Source organism: uncultured Anaerovibrio sp. (genome assembly GCF_947302755.1).
GTDB lineage: Bacteria > Bacillota > Negativicutes > Selenomonadales > Selenomonadaceae > Anaerovibrio.
This window is the reverse complement of the sequence record NZ_CAMYWM010000037.1, coordinates 1-19,963: the sequence shown is the minus strand read 5'-3', so window position 1 is coordinate 19,963 and position 19,963 is coordinate 1. Positions and strand designations below refer to the sequence as shown.

At 47.2% G+C, this 19,963-nt stretch carries 19 protein-coding genes; 1 reads left to right on the top strand and 18 read right to left on the bottom strand.

Going from position 1 to position 19,963, the window contains the following annotated elements:
• On the top strand, nt 1–269 hold a 269-nt coding region (locus Q0Y54_RS05430), incomplete at its 5' end, for a hypothetical protein (RefSeq protein WP_297965088.1).
• Here Q0Y54_RS05430 and Q0Y54_RS05425 read toward each other — a convergent pair.
• The 18 genes from Q0Y54_RS05425 to Q0Y54_RS05340 form a co-directional block, all read right to left on the bottom strand.
• Nucleotides 253–1,554, bottom strand: coding sequence for a flagellin (locus Q0Y54_RS05425; protein WP_297965087.1), 1,302 nt, complete (start codon nt 1,552–1,554; stop codon nt 253–255). The genes Q0Y54_RS05430 and Q0Y54_RS05425 overlap by 17 nt on opposite strands.
• Before the next feature lie 142 nt (nt 1,555–1,696).
• On the bottom strand, nt 1,697–2,038 hold the full coding sequence (locus Q0Y54_RS05420; protein ID WP_297965086.1) for a flagellar protein FliT: 342 nt from the start codon (nt 2,036–2,038) through the stop codon (nt 1,697–1,699).
• A gap of 1 nt (nt 2,039) precedes the next feature.
• Nucleotides 2,040–2,426 carry a flagellar export chaperone FliS gene (fliS, locus tag Q0Y54_RS05415; RefSeq protein ID WP_027407469.1) on the bottom strand — a complete coding sequence of 129 codons (387 nt, stop codon included), beginning with the start codon at nt 2,424–2,426 and terminating at the stop codon, nt 2,040–2,042.
• A gap of 19 nt (nt 2,427–2,445) precedes the next feature.
• Nucleotides 2,446–5,733, bottom strand: coding sequence for a flagellar filament capping protein FliD (gene fliD / locus Q0Y54_RS05410; RefSeq protein ID WP_297965085.1), 3,288 nt, complete (start codon nt 5,731–5,733; stop codon nt 2,446–2,448).
• 15 nt (nt 5,734–5,748) lie between these two features.
• On the bottom strand, nt 5,749–6,204 hold the full coding sequence (locus tag Q0Y54_RS05405) for a flagellar protein FlaG (RefSeq protein WP_295918944.1): 456 nt from the start codon (nt 6,202–6,204) through the stop codon (nt 5,749–5,751).
• A gap of 35 nt (nt 6,205–6,239) precedes the next feature.
• A complete protein-coding gene (gene csrA, locus Q0Y54_RS05400; RefSeq protein ID WP_297965084.1) occupies nt 6,240–6,461 on the bottom strand; it encodes a carbon storage regulator CsrA in 222 nt (73 codons plus the stop codon).
• 3 nt (nt 6,462–6,464) lie between these two features.
• The gene (fliW, locus tag Q0Y54_RS05395) at nt 6,465–6,908 is read right to left on the bottom strand and encodes a flagellar assembly protein FliW (protein WP_297965083.1); all 444 of its coding nucleotides are present in this window, start codon (nt 6,906–6,908) and stop codon (nt 6,465–6,467) included.
• Between the two features lie 101 nt (nt 6,909–7,009).
• Nucleotides 7,010–7,603, bottom strand: a complete 594-nt coding sequence (locus tag Q0Y54_RS05390) for a DUF6470 family protein (protein ID WP_297965082.1) — start codon at nt 7,601–7,603, stop codon at nt 7,010–7,012.
• A 123-nt stretch (nt 7,604–7,726) separates the two neighbouring features.
• Entirely contained in the window at nt 7,727–9,034 is a 1,308-nt protein-coding gene (gene flgL, locus Q0Y54_RS05385) for a flagellar hook-associated protein FlgL (protein WP_297965081.1), read from the bottom strand.
• 80 nt (nt 9,035–9,114) lie between these two features.
• The gene (gene flgK, locus Q0Y54_RS05380; RefSeq protein ID WP_297965080.1) at nt 9,115–10,668 is read right to left on the bottom strand and encodes a flagellar hook-associated protein FlgK; all 1,554 of its coding nucleotides are present in this window, start codon (nt 10,666–10,668) and stop codon (nt 9,115–9,117) included.
• A 38-nt stretch (nt 10,669–10,706) separates the two neighbouring features.
• The gene (locus Q0Y54_RS05375; protein ID WP_297965079.1) at nt 10,707–11,171 is read right to left on the bottom strand and encodes a flagellar protein FlgN; all 465 of its coding nucleotides are present in this window, start codon (nt 11,169–11,171) and stop codon (nt 10,707–10,709) included.
• Nucleotides 11,172–11,173: 2 nt separating this feature from the next.
• Entirely contained in the window at nt 11,174–11,659 is a 486-nt protein-coding gene (locus tag Q0Y54_RS05370; RefSeq protein WP_297965078.1) for a flagellar protein FlgN, read from the bottom strand.
• Between the two features lie 36 nt (nt 11,660–11,695).
• Nucleotides 11,696–11,971 carry a flagellar biosynthesis anti-sigma factor FlgM gene (gene flgM / locus Q0Y54_RS05365; protein ID WP_297965077.1) on the bottom strand — a complete coding sequence of 92 codons (276 nt, stop codon included), beginning with the start codon at nt 11,969–11,971 and terminating at the stop codon, nt 11,696–11,698.
• 152 nt (nt 11,972–12,123) lie between these two features.
• Nucleotides 12,124–12,531 (bottom strand): flagellar protein, encoded by a 408-nt coding sequence (locus tag Q0Y54_RS05360; protein ID WP_297965076.1) that lies wholly within the window; start codon nt 12,529–12,531, stop codon nt 12,124–12,126.
• Between the two features lie 278 nt (nt 12,532–12,809).
• Nucleotides 12,810–13,469 (bottom strand): ComF family protein, encoded by a 660-nt coding sequence (locus Q0Y54_RS05355; RefSeq protein ID WP_297965075.1) that lies wholly within the window; start codon nt 13,467–13,469, stop codon nt 12,810–12,812.
• A 79-nt stretch (nt 13,470–13,548) separates the two neighbouring features.
• Nucleotides 13,549–15,723 carry an ATP-dependent RecD-like DNA helicase gene (locus Q0Y54_RS05350; RefSeq protein WP_297965074.1) on the bottom strand — a complete coding sequence of 725 codons (2,175 nt, stop codon included), beginning with the start codon at nt 15,721–15,723 and terminating at the stop codon, nt 13,549–13,551.
• A 337-nt stretch (nt 15,724–16,060) separates the two neighbouring features.
• Nucleotides 16,061–18,022 carry an ABC-F family ATP-binding cassette domain-containing protein gene (locus Q0Y54_RS05345; protein ID WP_297965073.1) on the bottom strand — a complete coding sequence of 654 codons (1,962 nt, stop codon included), beginning with the start codon at nt 18,020–18,022 and terminating at the stop codon, nt 16,061–16,063.
• Between the two features lie 85 nt (nt 18,023–18,107).
• On the bottom strand, nt 18,108–19,445 hold the full coding sequence (locus Q0Y54_RS05340) for an LCP family protein (RefSeq protein WP_297965072.1): 1,338 nt from the start codon (nt 19,443–19,445) through the stop codon (nt 18,108–18,110).
• Nucleotides 19,446–19,963 lie beyond the last annotated feature (518 nt).

The window sequence follows — 19,963 nt, the reverse complement described above, 5'->3', positions numbered from 1 at the left end:
TTGCGGACATGTTGTTCTTTACAACCATAGCCATGATAAATTCCTCCTTGATTTTAACAATTCAGGCATCCTTGCCTGTTTTTAACTTAATGAGCTCTTTTTTATTAAGTAATTGGCTCATTTTCATCTATCTGCAAATTATATCGGGAGATACGTCTCTCCCCTTAAATGCTTTTTTAAAATTTTTTAAATTAAGCCGCCCCGGGGAGCGGCTTAATCATTATTACTTTGGATACTTCTATCCAGAAGCGATTACTGGAGCAGGCTGAGTACATTGGAGCTGCTCTGGTTAGCCTGAGCCAGCATGGACTGTGCAGCCTGAAGCAGAACGTTGTTCTTGGTGTAGTTGGTCATTTCCTTGGCCATATCAGCATCACGGATTACGGACTCTGCACTGGTTACGTTCTCGCTTGCAGTGGTCAGGTTGGCCTGAGTGTACTCGAGACGGGATTCAGCTGCACCGATGGTGGTCTGCTGATCCAGAGCCTTCTGAATAGCTGCATCAAGAGCGTTAATAGCTGCATTGGCCTTCTCCTGATTACCTACGGACAAGGTAGAACCATCCTTACCCTGGAGTCCCAGAGCAGTTGCCTTCATATCAGTAAGACCAACATTTATGGACTGGGCTGCCTTGGTACCAATCTGAAGAACGATGGAGTTATCCTCGGACTTGTTCTGTGCACGAATGGACTCATCAAATGCATCCAATGAAGCATTGGCGGACTTGTTAACATTGCCCTTATTATCGGTAATGTACATGGTGAAGCCGGCAATCTGACCATCAATACCACCGGAAGCGGAGTTAATGGTGATACCGCTCTGTCCGGAGGCGGTGTAAACCACATTGCTGGAACCATCAATACCAATACGGGAGCTGGAGCCGGAAGCTGTAACAGCTCCGGAGGTAAGGGTAGAAATTGCCCCTGCCAGAGTTGTGCCAGCCTGAACCTGCATGGAAGATGTATAGGTTTTACCATCCTTAACATAGGATACAGTAATAGTATCCGTGGTGTGAATGTTAAGGTCGTCGCCATTACGGGCCTTCAGAGCTGTCAGGGCAGTACCGGTGGCAGTCTCAGTGGAAAGGCTCTGATTGGTCATTGCAGTGGTAGTCTGAGTGGTTTTCTTATTATGGGAACCATCTACCAGATACTGACCATTGAAGGTAACATTTGCATTGTCATTGATCTGATCAATAGACTGATCAAGCTCCTTCTGGATAGTAGCACGGTCGGCATCAGTGTTGGTGTCGTTGGCTGCGTTAACTGCCTTTTCCTTCAAGGTCTTCAGGATTTCAACAGTAGAGCTTACAGCACCCTCGGCAACCTTCATCATAGAACCGCCGTTCTGGGCGTTCTGATTTGCCTGATCCAAGGAACGGATCTGAACCCGCATTCTTTCGGAAATAGCATAACCGGAAGCATCATCAGCTGCGCTGTTGATTTTCATACCGGAAGAAACTTTTTCCAGGCTCTTCTTCAACGCATTGGTATTCTTGTTCAGGGTGTTCAATGTGTTGATTGCGGACATGTTGTTCTTTACAACCATAGCCATAATTTATTCCTCCTTGTCTTGTCTATAGTGGCTTCCTTGCCACTAGATTAAAATAAATATTTATAGTAGCAGGCTTAAAGCCTGACAGCTAATACCTCATCCACCGTCTTTCGACGGTCCCCCTTCCCCAAAGGGGAAGGCGTTAATATTCCCGATTGAACATACTACTGGAGGCGAGGCCGAAAGAATCATAACCTCGTACCGTCGTATTGTTGCGCTTTGACTTATTCAGCCAAGAGCGCGCCTTATACATTATTTGCATGTCCATTGGCTTAATCTGCTCACGTAACGCCACCCCCTCCGGGCTGCGGGCAAATTCATGATCTGGGAGGGCTTGAAGCATTTCCATAAGCTGCTGACGCTGGTCAACCATGTCCAGGAAGGTATCAATCTCCTCCTGGTCGATAAACTTCAGCAAATCCTTGGTGAGCTCCAGATACTTCTCCCAAATTTCCTTTTCTGAAAAACGAGGCTTATCATCCATATTAAGATGCTCCTTTTTCCTTCCGGGCCTTAATCATGGCCTGAGCCCATGCAGAGCGCAGCTCCTTTATAATATCCATGCACTCTGTGACCTTTTCCGGCTTGCTCCTCATATTGGCCTCCACCAATGAATTATATACATAATCATATAGAGGCATCAGCTGATGGGCAATCTCGTATTTCATATCCAAGGTTACACGGAACTCATTAATGATATTCTCAGCCTTCTGAAGAGAGGTATTGCACTGCTCCCACTTTTTCTGTTCCATGGCCTCCAGCCCCTCTTTCATAAAGCGAAGACAGCCATCATATAACATAAGGGTAAGGGCCTCGGGGGTAGCAGTCATAACCTGCTGGCGTTTATATGCTTCTGCAGCATTATTCATCATAATACAAATCTCCTAACTATCAGGAAAATGATCCACTAATATAACCAAGCTGCATATTGAGTTTGGACAAAGCCACCTCCATAGCATCATAACGCTTATACAGCTTGTTCTCATAGGATGTCATCAAGGTCTTGAATGACTCCATCTTGGATTGCATCTGGGTTATGAGCTTGCCAAGATAGCTCTGGTCATCAGTGTCCTTGGAGGTACCCGCAATATCAGAAATCTTCTTCATGTGGGTAGTCATGACGTTATCCAGTCTGTTGGCTATACCAGTATTGGCATAATCCACTCTCTTCTGGGCATCCGTAATTGTGTTTTTGTTGGTGGACCCGGCAATGTAAGAGCTGTCCTGATCGGAGGCAAAGAGCTGATAAACGCAGTCCGGATCAGCCGCCAAAGCCTTCTTCAGTTTGTCCGTATCAAGGGTAAGATGCCCCTTGGTATTGGTAGTAGTAATACCGATGGAAGACAAGGTATTGTAATCGCTTTCCACTGCATCCACCTTGGTATAGATTGCTTCACGCATGGCACTTACCAATTCCCTGATTTCACTATTGTGATACAGAATACCAGACTTGGCCTTTTCATTCCACTTCTCTATCTGCTTCTCAGTCATTTCGTCTTCCTGACGCTTACTAAGAGGCTTATAATCGGAATATTTCTTCTCTGACAGCTTTTCATTAAGGGAATCAAGGAGCTTGTTATAGTCATCAACAAAGCTCTTTACATAATCCACAATCTTGTCAGTATCCTGGCTTACGCTGACTGTAACTTTTTTACCAACCACATCTTTAGTACTATCAAGGAAAGTATAGGTAACACCAGCCACTGTAAGCTTGTTGGTATCATTGTCATAGGTCTTGCCATCAATCTTCACAGAGGCATTGGTGCCTGCCCAAGTATGAAGCTGGCCTTGCTCCTCCTTGTACTGCTTGGATGCCTCAGTTTCAGTGATGTTCATCTTTGAAACTAAAGCACTGCCTAACGCATCGCCGCCTGTTAATACAGCATCACCGGCCGCATTGTTCATGGTAAGCTTTCCGGTGGCAGAATCATAGGACGCTGTTACACCTGTATCACCAGTCTTGGCATTAATCTTACCAACCAAGCTGCTGAAATCAGCCGTTCCCTTGAGAGTACCGGAACCAGTGGTATCAAACAGATCAGCATAAGAAAATTCAACAGTTTCTTCACTGGTACCATTACCCACCTTTAAGGTAAAGGCTATATCAGTAGTATTAACAGTTTCGCTGTTACCATCTGCCTTTTTAACCGTCAAAACACCATCTTTCATTTGAGCGGTAAGGCCTAATTTAGATGCCAAACTGTCATCAGAGCTGGTGGCAGTTACACGGGTAATACCAGTGGAGGTCTTGTATGCCATGCTGGTTGTGGTACCTGGCTGTAGATTCAACCCACCTGACACATCCACCACTTTACCATTAGCATTGGCAATATTGGTAATAGTAACAGAACCATTGGTATTTAGCAGACTAAAGTTACCATTATTATATTCTGCTTTAATATTCACCCCAGCAGCCTCAGTTGCCGCATTAATCTTAGCTGCCAATACACTAAGGTTATTGGACGGCTGTGGTAAATCCACATTATTACCACTTGTAATTGCAACATTGTTTACCTTTATATTAGAACCATCAGTATGATACAATGCATCATAATTAACAATATCGCCGAAACTAAGAGTTACTGACGTGGTTTTGGTGCCATCGCTTATGTCAAAGCTAAACAAATCTGTTCCATCGTCAACAATATCTTTGTTCGCACCACTTTGAGTTCCAATAGTATTGCTAGAGCTGTCAAGAACTGTCAAATCATACGTTGTTGAATTAATTTTATGCAGATTAGTCGTCAATCCAAATATATCTGCTAAGTTATCACTATTAGTAGTTGTCAAATAAGTCAGACTTGGGCTGGTAGCCAGATTCAGACTATTAATCAACTGATCAGCCACACCCTGGTTTGCACCAGTTCCATTAGCCGTAAGTTCTGCCTGTCCTGCTGGATTGCTCAATGAGAAGCTGTCCTTAATAGCATCATATTTGGCAGTTATGCTCATGCCAGCACTTTCAGAGGCTGAATTAATTTTTGCAGCCAAATCATCAAGGCCTGCATTTCCACTTAAACTGGATTTACTCCCAACTTCACTGAGGTTGAATAATTCACCAAGTGTAAACTTAACCTCAGCACTGGTTGTTCCATCACTAAGGTTCATGGAAAATGCAGTAGCATCGGCCTCATTACCAACCGGATTGCCATCAGCATCAGTGGTAAAAGTACCTAAAACTTGGTTATTCTTGTCCTTAACAGTGATGGTATAATTGTCACCGTTTTTCTCAGAAGTAGCCGTTAATCCCAATACATCCTTCATACTGGTTGATTGGGCAGTGCCTTCAATAGAAGTGAGATCCACAGATGCCACTGTTGTTGGCATAACTGTTGGCTCCTGGAAGGTAATTTTCCCGCCAATACTGCCATCAAGTGCATCAACTGCGCCCAAGTTTAAATTATTAAACAAGGTTACTGTATTACTGTTTCCTACGGTAATGTCAATAACATTGTCCTTACCGCTGGTCTTGTTGTAAAGACTGAAGGAATCATTGGCAGTATCATAACCACCCTGAATGTTGGCACCAGTTCTGGCAATAGCACTGGCAAAATCATTCAGAGTCTTTTCATCCTTAAATAAATCATCATAAGTATAGGTAAGAGTATACTCCGTATCACTGCCCGCAGTATCCTTTAACTTCAATGAAATGGCAATGTCATCGCCATTTACATTGATGCCTGTACCATCAGCCAAATTAACATTGTAATAACCACCATGCTCATCCGACTCACTAAGCTTGGTAAAGCCCTTGAAAATAACATCTGCCAGTTTGTTACTGGTCTGTGCTTCAGTGTTGTTTCTGGTAACACCAAGATTTTTCCCAGAACTGTCCTGAGTCGTCAGCAAATAAGCATTACTTGCAACGGACTCAACAGTAACAGTATGGTTCATGGCCGCGGCCGCACCATTAGCTGTGGCAGTTACCACGCCGGTGTTGGAGCTGGATGCCTGCATGGCGTTCATGTTGGACTGCATCTTATAAGTGGACAGAGTACCATACTTATAGGAGGTCATGTCCATATATACATCATTGTAGGCTTCCTTAAGCCAAGTGTTTGCAATTTCTTGCGATTCCATCTTGTCATACTGCTTGTTCTTGGATGACATACCCATTTTTACCAGGGACTCAATATCCAGACCAGAGCCTGACAAGCCATAAATTCCGTTTACGCCCATTTTAAGGACCCCCTTTTACGCGTTACGATCGAGGAAAGCGCCCAGCCATTCCTGAGCCTTTATCATACCCTCTACCATTTCTTCAGGTGGGTATTCCTTAATAACCTCATTTGTCTTCTTGTCAATCATCTTGACTGACATTACATTTACTTCCTTGTGATACTGGAATTCCAGATCACAGTTGAGCTTGCTCATAAGCTCGTTGAGCTCCTTTGTCATTTCACTGACAAATTCCTCGTTAATATTATCCAATGCTTGCTGCTTTGGATCCTGCTCTTTTTCTTCGTTGTCTGCTTGACCTGCGTCCTGGTTGGCAGCAATCTTATCAAGGGTGCTGGCCTCATCTGCTTTTATATCAACAGGTGCCACCTTGCTTTCCACTGGCTCTGCTGTCCTCTTCTGGCTAGCCCCATTGTCCATTGCTGAAACAACAACTGCCGCAGCTGTCATGTCTGAAATGCTTCCTACCACTTTGAATCCCTCCGTAGAAAAAATATTATAATCCTTTATTTCGGTAACGCCTGAGACAAATCTATGTTGTCAACTGGAGCCGCTGCCTTGCGGTTTTCCTCCTTTATCACTCTATAGATTTCCCCTCTATACACCTTTACACTGCGAGGAGCGTCAATGGCCAATCGCACATTGTCACCATTTACCTCTACAATATGGATAACTATATCATCACCAATCATAATTTTTTGTCTAGGTCGTCTTGTTAGCACCAGCATATATCACTCCCCCTTGTTTTCCGGGAACAGTCTATGCTTTGTGGTATAATTGGTCTTTTCCAGCACGACCTGTTTCGCCTTCATGTTGGACTGATTTATCACTATTGGCGCCAAAAGATTTGTGGTCATATTTTTTATTCCGGATGGCGGTATGGTAATAAGTGAACAAACCAGCACATCATCATCCTTGGTAACCCCCAGGGCCTCCATATTGGCATCATCCAGCTCAAAGCTATAATCCGGAAAAAATACAAAGGGATCAGTCATAAGAAAGGCCAGCTCCGGTGTGGAGGCAGACTGTAAATACAGGTACGGGCTGTCATCATCATAGGGAATAACGGCAAAATCCCGCTCATCCTCAAAGGCCGGTATACCATGCTCGAATGTAATAATCGATTTATCTTCAACTTCAATTTCACCAAATCGTGTAGTATTAAGCTTTCTCATCAATATCCTCCAAATTTACACTGGGTACACCTCATCCAACCATCAGACACCGACGGAGCTCTGCTCCTAGCACCCTTGGGTGCTTCCCCTCAAGGGGAAGGCTAAACCCTCATATCATAGCGTCCCACGGAAATCCACTTTCGTACATATCCCTTGCTGGCCAGCGTGGTCTGGGCGGAGCCAGGTTGGATTTCTGTTTCTGCTGTAGCCGTGGCCTCAATACTGGTAGTATCACTGCCCGGATCCATTCTTCCCTTTATCTCCGATGGATGCACCGTAAATTCCGGGTCAGGAATCTTCACAGCATCCCACTTTGGCCACTGCACCATCTTGCTTCTAAGTCGGGACTTGGCTTCATTGCCAATAAGGTTGGCTCCGGGATGAGCTCCATTCTTGGCGAAATTCCAGCCGGACTGGGTCAGACGGGAGGTGTTGGCCTGTACGTCACTAAAGCCTTCCCCACCATATTTCCTGGCAAAATCCTCATTGTTTAAGAATCCGTAAGCTTTTCGCGCATTGTAGGTATCAATATCAACATCCACCTGGGTAGCAGCTACATCTGCCAGAGGTGGGTCATAATTGCGGTGCAGCTCCGCCGGTCGAAAGGTATTCTTAATGGAACGGGGCTGCTCCTGATGAATGCTAATCTGAGCCATCTCCGTACTGATATTCAAATATTTCATTTCTGACAGCATAGCATCCACCTCTCAATTATCTATTACAAATTTACCTAACCTGTGGTACCCCCTCAGTCACAGAGTGACAACTCCCCCAATGGAGACAAGATTATGCAGGCAGGGTAAAAGGCTAATTTTTAATTAGTGCAAGTAATCTGCCAAGGTTCCCGGCAGGATTTTTGAGCCTACCGACAGGGACAGGCTGTATATTGTCTGATATTCCATCAGCTTGGTGGCCAAATAGGCCACATCAGTGCTGGAAACATCGGTAATATCGCTGGTAATAGACTCATCCTGAGTGGTAAGCATATCAGAGGCTGCAGTATAGGCCTGCTGACGGGCCGCCATGGTGGTCTGGGCCCCCAAAACCTGAGCGTGGGCCGAATCACTGATGGTAAGGCCATCAGCAGCTGCCCAATGATAGTCGGCAGAATCAATCTTGGCAACAGTGTACAATAAATTATTTAACATAGCCGTACCGGAGGCCGGACTATTTTCTGCGTCGAAAATATCCGAACCAAATACATCCTGACCAGTCTGGTTTACCGTATCAGTTGCCCTGTCCACTCCACCAGTCTTCTTTACCATGGAAATATACTTGGCATCGCCGCGATATTCCACCACGTACTGCTTGGTGGTAGCAAACTTTAACGAAACCTTTTCACCGCCAACATTAATATCTGCGCTGAAGGACTCACCGTCAGCATTAATAACACCATATTTATCAAAATAAGTGCTTACATCGGTGCTGCCGCCCCAGCCAGACACTGTACCAGCTTCATCGCCAGGAGCTACCTTACTGCCATCCACAGCCTTATCCTTGTAGCCATTTTCCACAAAATCCTCCGTGTAAACATTACCATTAGCTACATTCATATAATAAATCTGATTATCGCTGCCCTTTAACTTCAACATTTGTGTTACCGTGGTCTTATCATTTACATCATTGAAGTATGATGCCTGGGCTTCGCTAAGGGTCTTGGTTTCCCCACGGGACTTCTTGCTATCGGAAATCTGAAATGGCATGGTGGTATCCGACTGGCCAGAGAATAAATATCTGTCACCAATCTGGGCATTCATATCCGATACCATTTCCTGAACACTAGCCAACAGCTCCTTAGCTATGTCGTGCATATCACTCTCGTTATTGGTAGAATTACCAGCCTGGGTAACCTTTCCCTTAAATTCCTTCATCCGCTCAGTAACATTAATCAATGCCGCATCACTGTTCTTCATCCAGGAAACCGCAGTGGTAATATCATCCTGAAACTGCTGCACATTGGTGAGTGAATTCTGATATCTCAAATATTTGGAATAGCCCACCGCATCATCGGAGCCCCTATGAAGCTTTTTGCCGTCACTCTGTTCAAAGAGCTTGGTATAGGTCTCGTAGGAGCCATTAAGCTGCTTCAGATAGTTGTGGGTCATCATTGTACTGCTTATGCGCATAATCTTTACCTTACCTTTCTTTTTTTGCCATCCCCTCTGGGTAGGGTACCCACAGGACGGGTGAGGTCATCGGTCAATTATTACCTGCCTACCAAGCCAGTGCTATTAATTAGCTTATCCAGCATCTCGTCCATGGTAGTCAGGCACCGGGAGCAGGCCGCATAGCCCTGCTGGAAGGTAATCATATTGGTAAGCTCCTCATCCCAGTTTACGCCGGATGTGGATTCACGCAGGTTTGTAATCTGAGTCATAAGATCACTCTGAAATTCCACCTTATCATTCATATTCTCGGTGGCAGAACCCAATGTGGTCATACTGGTATTATAGTAACTGTAAAAGGACTCATCGCCAATAGAACGGGTTTGGGTATTTACCGCGTCACTGGTATTTTTCTTAACACAGTTAAACAGGGTACTAATCCATACGGCGTTAGATCCATCGGCTACACCATTAATGTTGCCGTCATCCCCCATAGAGCGGGTGGCCAGCTTTTTATGGCCATCCGTAGCGGTAAGATCCTGATTGATCGTCAATTCCTTTATGGCCTGAATCCCCCGCAGGGCCTTGCCATCCTTTTCCATATGCAAATCATCGGGATTGGTGGCAACCCAGGTATAGGTTGAACCGGTGGTACCGTAAAAGTTATCCCCTGGCACCCCGGTTTCTGTTTCCAAGGTATATCCCGCTTTATGCTGGTCGTTGAGGGTAGTCAGCAGGAAAGCGGCCATATTGGACAATTTATCAATATATTCCTTGTCCTCCACAATGGACTGGAGCTGGCCATACAGCTCGCCATTTCCCGGATTAAAGGGAATGTCTGATTCCTTAATTTGCAGTGTATAATCACTGAGTCCGTATATCTCATTATTCAACGGCTTGGAAACAGCAATGTTAACCTTGCTGGTACCATTTACCAAAGTGGTGCCGTTGCACACCAGACTGTACATACCACTTGGAGTTTCGTTAACACTTATATGCATTATCTTGGATAGCTGATCCACCAGCAAATCCCGCTGGTCGCGAAGGTCATTGGCACTGGAGCCGCTGGCTTCCATTTCCATAATCTGGCCATTCAATACAGTTACCCTGTCGGTCATGCTGTTAATATTATCTACACTAAGAATAATTTCTCCGTATACCGATTCAATCTGGGACTGAATCTGTGTTGCCGTAGCATTAATATTCTCAGCAAAATTGTATCCTGCATTAATTACGTTCTGACGGCTGGTAGCGGTACTTGCCGAAGTGGAGCAGTCCACCCAGGCCCTATAAAACTTTTCCATGGAGGCCTGCAATGAATTGTCATCGGAATCATTAAAAATGGTCTCCAGCTTGGTATAGTTTTTGGCCTTGGCGTTATAATAGCCATCATTGGTATTTTCCTTCCAATACTGCCGGTCCGCATAAATGTCCCTGGCCCGGACTATACCATATACCCCTACGCCGGACCCGATATAATGGGGCCGGGAATTTGACCATACGGTTTGGGCCTGATTTGCCACCGAATTCACCTGCTGGCGGGAATAGCCCTCGGTACTGGAATTACTTATATTGTGACCTACTGTATTTAAGCCTACCCGGTTATTTTGAATACCATGTACCATGGTATTCAGTCCATGAAATGTACTTAACATACTTATCGCTCCTGTCTTGGTGTTGCTGCCGCAGCCCATCAGACTCCGGTATCAAACATTTTTCTCCCCTGAACAGGCATCCCACCGTTATTCGGTGTTCCGTAGGTCACCCCCGCACTGGTCTGGGTCATTACATTGATGCTATAGTCAATAAATTCTGAATGTCTATCTAAAAACTGCATATTCTGGGAGTTTATCTCCTTAAGCTTATGCAGTATTTTTTCTTCTTCTGCCAGCAATCTGCTTAGGACTTCCTTATCCGGTGAATTTGGCTGGTCCTTCAGCCACTTTCCAAAGTCCTTCACCTTTAAATCCGACATAATACTGTCCCTGCGTTTATCCAGGCTGCTGATATCTATCATAACTGGTTCAATCTCTGCTGACAGCCTCCTTGCTGCTTCAGCATCGATTTTAATCAGCTTTTCCCGTTGTATTTGTACCAGCTCCAATAATCGGCTCAACAAAAGGAGCTGCTGGCGAAGAATATCGATTATATCCTTCATAATCACACCTCAAGATCCAAATTCTTTTCATGGGAAATTTTTTCCTGGCCTGACTGTCCGTAGGAGGGCTCCACAGTAGTTCCCCCAAGCTGATTCAGCTTGAAATTTATCACATTCAGGGCAGCCGAAATCATGATTTCATTATTTTCCTGAATTGCCTGAACCTTCTTTACAACATCCTCCAGCGTTTTATGAGTTCTTCTCAATACATCACGCATCTGGCCATCGGTACACTGCTCCCACACGCCGCGCATAGCCATGTCCGGCTGTATCTTAACGTATTGCTTCGCCAGCTGGTTGATCACATCCTGACGCTTCTTTTCTGCATTATTGATTTGTTCAATGATGGCTTCCTCCTGAAGGACAATTTTCTCCAGTTCCTTCAGATCCACTGCCGCCAAAGCTGTGCGCTTGTCCTCGCCCAGCTTTTGAAGCTTCTGATATTTGCTTATCAGTGTGGCTATAATCTGTGCTAACTCCTGCCACATGTCGATGCATCCCACCTCTCTGGCCAAGCCGAAGAATTAGAACCGGCTCTGCAGCATACTGGCCGCCAGTTCCCTGCTGTCCACGTGATAATTACCGGCCGAAATCATATTTTCCAGCTCAGCCACACGGTCAGCCCGAACATCGTCCATTGCATTCAATTTTTTCAGCATTTCGCTGGCATTCTGGGCCTTGGTGGAAATGTGAATTTCATCACCTCTCACCTCATCCTGGGCCACCTGGGCCACCTTGTTGGTGCTGCGATGGTTGGCATAGATGCCTGCTATGCTCTGAAGGTTATTGTTTATAATCATGGTCTTTCACCGTCCTTTTCTCATAAGCTAAACCCATATAACATCTAAAAATGAAGACACTTCTGGCCTCTACCTAGGTTCTAATCTTGTATCGAAAAAAAAAGCAGGATACTTAAATCCTGCTTATAAAATATCTTCTTATTAATATACGCTCAGGAACTAAAGTCCCTGCCGGCGTTATACATGGTATGACTCCGGTCAACCTTCGCAGTTGCCTTCTTTTTGGCATCCAGCTTGGCGGCCTGATCCAACAAATCCTGACTGCATTTATCGCAGAACCGGCCGGTAAGGATTTCCGCCCCGCACTTTTCACATGGGTAGGTAATAACTGCACCACCGGCATTGATGAAGCGGCCATTCTTCAGCATGCGAAGAACTATCTTCTCCTTCACGCCGGTTTCCTCAACTATCTGCTTAATGCTGCATTTGTCATGATCGCGTACATAAGTATGTACTACCTGCTCCTGCTCCAGCTCCAGATCATAGCATGCCGGACACATTTTCTGACCAACCTCTACATATAGCTTTCCGCATTCCGGACAATTTTTCAACTTGTTCATTTCACTCACTCCTGCTCCACTAATATATCCCTAATCAACTACATAATTAATCGTCTTTTTATTTAATACACTTAATTATAACCAAAAATATACTTCTCTTCAACAGGTGTTTTGGGTTTTTATAACGCCATTGTTCAAATTTTTCTTCTTCAGAAGAAAAATCTTCCAATTAGCGTTTCAACGAGCTGGGAGATATGCTCGCCAGCTGTTGTAGTTTGTTTTCCCCCACCTAAAGAGGTGGGGGACATCTTAAAGCTCGTTATATGTGCTTTTCCACATCATCTGTGATTGGAGGCTATAACCAGCCCGGCTATGCTTTTGGCCCCGGCTGCCTGCAAAACCTTGGCGCATTCTGCAAAGGTAGCTCCGGTGGTAAATATATCATCCACCAGCAGCACTCTTTTTCCCTTCACCAGGTGACGCTGTGCCTTATCCGCTATGGCAAAGGCCCCCTTAATATTGGCCTTGCGCTCGGCAAATTTCAGGCCAAACTGGGGTCTTGTTTCATGAACCCGTCTCAAGACCTCCCACATTTCGATGCCGGCCTTGGCCATCGTCCCCTCAAAAAACAGCATGCTCTGATTAAAGCCCCGCTCCTTAATTTTTCTTTGATGCAGGGGCACCGGTACAACTATATCAATATTTTCCAGCTCCTCCTGGCCGATACCCTGCTCCACAAAATATTGCAAGGCCTTCACTGCATGCTTTTTCTTTTCAAATTTGGCATCGGCAATCAGCTTCTTGATGGGATCCTCATAATCGCTGAGACACTCCACCCCGCCATTGAACAATTGTCTCAGCTCCTTATCCAAGGGCAGCTGACGTGGATTAAGTATTTTGTTCAGACAAGTCCCGCACCACTGGCCGTTGTGCTCTACATCCCCTTTGCAGGCCGGGCACTTCGGTGGAAATAAAAAATTCAATATTGCTTCAATCATAGCTATCTCACTTTGCCTTCCCCAGTTTTTCTTACCTCATCCGTCTGCTTCGCAGACACCTTCCCCAAAGGGGGAGGGCTTACAGCGAATGTGCCAACCGCTCGGCCAGCAGCGTATACCGCTGCCTGGTTCTGTCATTGGCCACTGCCGTATTCAACGCTGCCTTTGAGCCAACAAGAATAACCCGTTTCTTGGCCCTGGTTATGGCTGTATACAGCAAATTTCTCTGCAGCATTATACGATGGCCCGGCACCAGCGGCAAAATCACCACCGGATACTCACTGCCCTGGCTCTTATGTACACTCATGCAATAGGCCAGCTGCAGCTCACTGAGCTCCGCCCTTTCGTACACCGCTGTCAAATCCTCGCCGAAGCGGACCTTAACATGGGCCTCGTTCATTTCCTCGATAAAGCCGATGTCCCCATTAAACACGCCCTTGTCATAATTATTTTTAGTCTGCATCACCTTGTCCCCAAGACGGAAGCTGCGGATGCTGCTGACAAATTCCGGCTTGTAGCTGGCCGGGGGATTCAGGGCCGCCTGTAGTCTCCTGTTTAGATTTTCCACCCCACAGGCCTGACGATGCATTGGTGAAAGCACCTGGATATCCTCAAGGGGAGAATAGCCCTGCTGAGGCAGTATATCCCGGCACAGCCTCACAATCTGCTGTTCAACTGCCTCGGGATTATTAAGCTCTATAAATTCAAAATCATTGCCGGAGCTATCCGAAGACGCAGAAAGGCTTGGAACCCGTCCCGCATTTATGGCATGGGCATTCATCACGATGCTGCTGGCTTCACTTTGACGGAAAACCTCCGTCAGGCACACCCTGGCCACCACTCCGCTGCGCAGAATGTCCTTTAACACTGAGCCGGGTCCCACTGCCGGCAGCTGATCCACATCCCCCACCAAAATAACATGACAGCCGGCCGGTACCGCCTCCAGAAAATGCCGCATCAGGACAATATCCATCATGGATACCTCATCCAATATAATGGCATCCGCCTCCAGCTGGTCATCAATATCCCGGCCAAAGATCGCACCATCGGAGGAATCCCCTCCCTGGGCCTCCAGCATCCGATGAATGGTCGAGGCCTTACGTCCCGTAGCCTCGCTGAGCCGCTTGGCCGCCCGGCCCGTAGGAGCTCCTAAAATAATTTTCAGCCCCTGGGACTCCAGCATATCAATCATGCCCCGAATCACCGTGGTTTTACCCGTTCCCGGCCCACCGGTAAGCACAAATATGCCATGCTGCAGTACTCCCTGAATGGCCTCCTTCTGGCTGTCCGCCAGGCTTATATCCGCCTGCTGCTGCCATTTTTCCACCAGCCTCAGGGAATTGACCACGTTAATCGGCTTGGCCCTTTCCTGCAAAAACAGCAAATGCTCTGCTGTCTCTACCTCGGCCTGATACAGGTACTCAGGATAAACCAGCAGACTATCCCCCAGCACCTCCTGCTCCAGCACCCCATTGGCCAAATCCTGCTTTAGCACGTCCCAAATGGCTTCACGATTTACCCCCAGGCTTTTTTCCACTTCACTCACCAGCAGATTATCCGGTACACAGCAATGGCCTGACAGGGATATGCGCTGCAGCTGAAATTCCAGGGCCGCCGACAGGCGCATGGCATCATCTGCCTGTAAGCCGATACCAGCAGCAATGGCATCCGCTGTGGCAAAGCCTATACCGTCAATTTCCCGCGCCAAGCGATAGGGATTGGACTCCATAACCTCCACCGCAAAGGAACCGTACTTGGCATAGATTTTTCCCGCATAAATCCCCGAAACCTTGTGCTGCTCCAGCCACAGCATAATCTGGCGTAATTCGGCCTTTTTCAGATAGGAGCGATGGATTTTTTCCGCCGTTTTGGCCCCGATGCCGCTTACCTCCTTCAGCCGTCCTGGGGCCTTTTCAATTATTTCCAGGGTATCACCGCCAAAATGGGCCACTATCCGCTTGGCATTCACCGGCCCCACGCCCTCAATGGCCCCACTGGCCAGGAACCGTTCTATCCCCTCCAGGCTGGTGGGAGCCGCTACCAGCATATGCTCCGCCTTAAATTGCTGACCAAATCGGGGATGCTCCACCCAATTTCCCTTCAGCTCCAGCTGCTGGCCCTGCAACGGCGGTTCCATCTGTACCGTAACAGTCACCACCCCCCGCTGGCCATCGGGGCGCAGGCGAAAAACGCTGAAGCGTCCGTCAGAGCTGGCAAATATTATATTTTCAACGGAACCATGCAATTCCTCCACGGACTCTTTCACTCCTTTACACTAACAACATATCGATATATAACAGCATATTTAGTAGTTTTGAACATTTAGTACCGAAGCGTAAAGAAACTTTTTGTTGCTATACATTGATTATAGTGGGAAAAATCATTTGTTTGAGCGACGCAACGCTAGTCCTGTAAGGGCGAAGCGAGTTATGATTTTTAACACTATATGAAAGCAAGAAAAAGTTTTAGCTTTGGTACGACGTGAAAAACTGCAAATATGCTGTTAATAATTCATATATAAAGTGCATTTATCGGTTGGCAGGGGATGATTCTATGAATAGCGCATGAATGGAACATCCCCGCCTATTTTTTTACGCTTCAGTGAGCTGCTCCCACTTTTCGTACCACTCATCCAGCTCCTTGGTCTTGGCCTCATACTCCTGGGCTATTTCCATACTTTGCTCTGGATCTGCCTGTATCTGGGGACTGTTCATGGTAAGCTCCAAATTCTTCAAATCCATTTCAATGGTGGCGATTTGGGCCTCGGCCCGATGAATCATCTGGGCCCGCTTATCGTCACTCATGCTCTGGATAGCCCCCTTCTTGGCATCAACCTTGGCTTGCTGCTCCTTGGCCTTGGCCCGTTCCGCCTCTGCCTGGGCTTTAGCCTCTGCCTTGGCCTTTTCACTGGCTATACGGTCCTTTGCCGCCTGCTCCTCAGCCAGCTCCGCCGCCTCCCTGGCCTCCTCTTCCTTCTTTCCCCGATAATAGCTGTAATTGCCGTCATATTCGGTCAATTTTCCATCAGCCAGCTCCAGCACGCAGTTGGCTACCTTGTCCAGGAAATAGCGGTCATGGGACACGGTAATATAGGTTCCCGGGAAGGTGGACAGGGCCTCCTCCACGGCCTCCTTGGCCGGAATATCCAGATGATTGGTAGGCTCGTCCAGCACCAAAAAATTGGCCCCGGTCATCATCAGCTTCAAAAAGGCCAGCCGGGACTGCTCGCCGCCGGACAGGTCGCCAATAAGGCGGAATACCTCATCCCCCCGGAACAAAAAGGCCCCCAGATACCGTCGGGCCTGTTCCTCATCCAGGCCGTATTCATAAAGGATTTCATCCAACACGGTGCGCTCCATGTGAAGTCCCTCATGCTGCTGGGAAAAATAGCCAAGCTTTACTCTGGAGCCAATTTTCAGCCGCCCCGTTGGAGATTCCAGCTCTCCCACCAAAAGGCGAAGGAGGGTAGTCTTGCCCGCTCCGTTAGGCCCCACAACGGCCACCCCATCACCCTTTCTGATAAGCACATTAACATGCTCAAACAGGGTCTTATCCGGAAATTTATAGGAAATATCCTCCAGCTCCGCCACCCGCTGGGCACACTCTGCCGGAGCATTAAAGGCAAAATAATTAAAGGCCGCCGTCTCCGCCGGCTTGACAATCCGTTCCAGGCGATTAAGCTGGCTCTGGCGTCCCCGGGCCTGCTTGGACTTAATTCCCGCCTTATACTTGCGGATATAATCCTCAGTCTTTTTTATGTATTCCTGCTGCTTCTCGTAGGCTGTCAGCTGGGCCGCCCGCCGCTGCTCCTTCACCTTCATGTAGTAGGAGTAGTTTCCCTCATAGGCCGTCAGCCCCTTATTTTCCATTTCAAAAATCCGATTGGTAACCTTATCCAAAAAGAAACGGTCATGGGAAATAATCAGGACGCCGCCGGAGTAGCTCTGCAAAAAGCCCTCCAGCCACTCAATCATCTCAATATCCAAATGGTTGGTGGGCTCGTCCAAAAAGAGAAAATCCGGCTGCCTCAGCAGAGCCTTGGCCAAGCATACTCGGGTACGCTGTCCCCCGGAAAAATGCTCCACCCTGCGGTCAAAATCCGCCTCGGTGAACCCCAGGCCAAAGGCGGTACGGCGAATGCTGCTTTCAAAAGCATAGCCACCCATGTGCTCAAACCGCTCCACAATCCGGCCGTACTGGGCCAGCTTCTCCTCATCATGGGTATTGGCCAGCTCCGCCTCCAGGGCCTCCTTGGTGGCCCCCAGGGCCATAACATCGGCAAAGGCACTTTTCAGCTCCTCGTAGAGGGTGCCCTTTACCTCCATATCCGCCTGCTGTTCTACATAGCCGATGGTATCCGCCGGGTCAATGGAAATAGTCCCCCCATCATATTCCTCCTTGCCCAGCAGGCACTTCATCAGGGTGGACTTGCCGGCACCATTGGCCCCCACGAAGCCTACCCGCTCTCCCCGCCTTATCTCAAAGCTTACGTCATTAAACAGTTCATCTATTCCAAAGGCCTTGGACAGGCCTGCAGCCTTTATTGTTCCCATCCTTCTCCTCCGTTCCTTTCTATGTTGTATAAAGTGACGGCTTATTCCGATGGATCCCTACACTCCATCGGCGTGCAGCTGAATTTTACTCAAAATCCTTACCCACATATACCACAGCCTCCATTGGGTCGGCACCATTCATGATGGTACACGGGAATGGCATACCGTAGAACCAATTTACATTTGATTCGTCCGTAACAATAATAGTATGCTCCCGGTCACTCTTGTGCCCTGTATCCACGCCGGTAACATTAAAGCCCTGGGCCATAAGCTTGTTGACCATTCTGGCACCGGCCCCATTTACACCGCTGTCATTAATAACCAATACCGAAATCTGTCCGGGGCCCTCGGCCTTTTTGGTGGATTTTGTATCGGCTTTCTCCGTCCCGGAGCCTTCCTCCTTGACCTTATCCTTCAGGGAAGACTTGGTACCGGTCCCTTCGCCCAGATTAATAATCCCTGTAGGCAGGGACTCCTCATATTCCTCTGCCAGAGACTGAGCCTTTTTCCTGGCATCCTCATTGAGGCTTTGCCCCATTTCCTCTGCCACCATTTCCCTGAGGGATAAAATATCCGGCAGCCAATAGCTTACATCGGCCAGGAAGGCCGGAGTTCCCGGTATCATTTCCGACTCCAGCCCCTGCTCCCTTACCTGAGGCAGCAGCTGGGACAGGGCCACCATTTCCGAAAGGGGCATATCCGTTTCCAGAGTATTGCTGATTACTTCAATAATCTTCGGCAGCTTGGGCAGGGTATACGGGGTAAGCAGCTTGGCCATAACTGCCTTCATAAAATGCTGCTGGCGGCCGATACGGCCAATGTCGCCCTCACCATCCCTAAACCGTACATACTGAATGGCCTTGTCTCCAGTCATATGCTGCATACCGGGGTAAAGGTCAATCACCAGGCCCCCATTATCATCCCAGGGATCCTCATAGTACATTCGCTTTTCCACGTCAATATCGATGCCGTCAATAGCATCGATTATCTCTTCAAAGCTGCTCAAATCAATCAGGGCATAATAATCCATGGGTATACCCAAAAGCTGTTCCACGGTGCTGCAGGTCAGCTTTGGTCCTCCATAGGCGTAGGCATGGTTGATTTTGTCATAACCATGGTCTTCAATCCTGACCCGGGTATCCCGGGGCACTGACATCAGCTCCGCCTTCCCCGTATTCTTGTTGACGGTCAGCACCATCAGGGTGTCACTGCGCCCTGTATCATCGGCCCGCCTGTCCACGCCCATAATCATAATATGGAGCACCTGCTCATCCCGTTCGATACCAGTCTCAGCCACCATGGGCTGCGGCTCCTTTCCATCAAGGAAATAATGGGCCAGGGCCGCTGCCACAACCGTGCACAGAATGGCTCCCAATATGTAAATACGTGTATAATCTCTCCGCCGTCTGCGTTTTGTGCGCATAATAAGTCCTCTTTTCAAAATGATTAATTGTAAAATTCACCACATCGTTTCATTTTACCAAACATAAAAAAAGAGAACAAGTAAAATACTCATTCTCTAACTAAATAACTGGCGCAGGTAACTATTGTGGTTCATGCCGTTCCATCGCTAAAACTTTTTCTTGCTCTTATATAGCGGCAAAAATCATAACTTGCTCCACCCTAACGGACTAGCTTCGCGTCGATCAAACAAATGATTTTCCCACTATAATCAAGGTATAGCAACAAAAAGGTTCTTGACGCTCGTCTCTCAATGTGAACCACAACAGCCACCTGCACCAATTTATATACAAAAAGTGTGCAGGGACTACCAGATGGAGACATTGGGAGGCGGTACGTTAAGAATTTTTATGTGCCTTCCTTGATTTTAGCTCAAAAAGTCAAGTGTTTGAGTTCAAATACAGAGTTAGTTTTGACTTTTTTAGCTATTTAACTCAACTTTCCCACCACAAAAATAAAGCCAATTCCTTGAAAATATTG